Origin of the sequence: Proteus sp. fly-1067, from assembly GCF_040139345.1 — a bacterium.
GTDB classification, from domain to species: domain Bacteria; phylum Pseudomonadota; class Gammaproteobacteria; order Enterobacterales; family Enterobacteriaceae; genus Proteus; species Proteus vulgaris_B.
In genome coordinates this window covers 1-760 of record NZ_JBEEUL010000080.1, presented here as the reverse complement: position 1 = coordinate 760, position 760 = coordinate 1, and the positions used below count along the sequence as shown (strand labels likewise).

1 protein-coding gene is annotated in these 760 nt (G+C 31.4%); it reads right to left on the bottom strand.

The window, feature by feature from the left end:
* Positions 1-577: 577 nt before the first annotated feature.
* Positions 578-760, bottom strand: a 183-nt coding sequence (locus ABN217_RS19225; protein WP_349459854.1) for a hypothetical protein, incomplete at its 5' end; no start/stop codon positions are given.

Genomic DNA, 760 nt, shown 5'->3' with positions numbered 1-760 from the left:
GTTGTACTGTTGCTCGTTTATCAGGGCATTTTCTGCAATTTCAGCAGGAACGGGATGCTTAGTTATTTGAGTCATATTTTTATCTCCTTGCAGATGTTAATACTATGTCAAAAAATGGTTAACTAAAGCAGGAAATATAAATTTGTTTTTCTTTTGCGCGGAAGATCACGTATTAATTGTAATGGATTTAACAGGATTATCATTTGATGCGAAATGTCTAAATGGAATAATTATCTAATTATGTTATTAAAGGTAATATTAAAGAAAATCAAAGGGTGCTAATGTTGGTATTAGTTGCTAAATAAATAGCCAATGCTAGTTAATGAGAAAGACCACATAAACACCATGGGTTTGATAATGATTTTCATTAACAGTAAAATCACTATAATAAAAGTTATTTTCACAAGGTGTGAAGTATGCTCGTGATACTTCAAGTTGCAGCGTTTTTCGCTAAAGCATAGTGAGTTTTTTCACTCGCCACTCATTATATTGTGGCTTATGCTACTAGTGGTTTATTCGCTGGTCGCTGATATGTAATTTAAATTCTTTAGAGCATAGATTCCAGGTGTTAAGACGTTTATTCAAGCCTTTTATTATTTTTTATTTTCAATGCTAATTGATACCATTGTTTATTATAGCTTTTTGCTGATTTTGGTAAAAGATTATACTCTTTGATGACTTCATCAATGAGAGGCATTGCTTCATTTTGACGTTGATTTTCGAATAAAAACTCGGCATAAATAGCTTTGTATTCAATGCG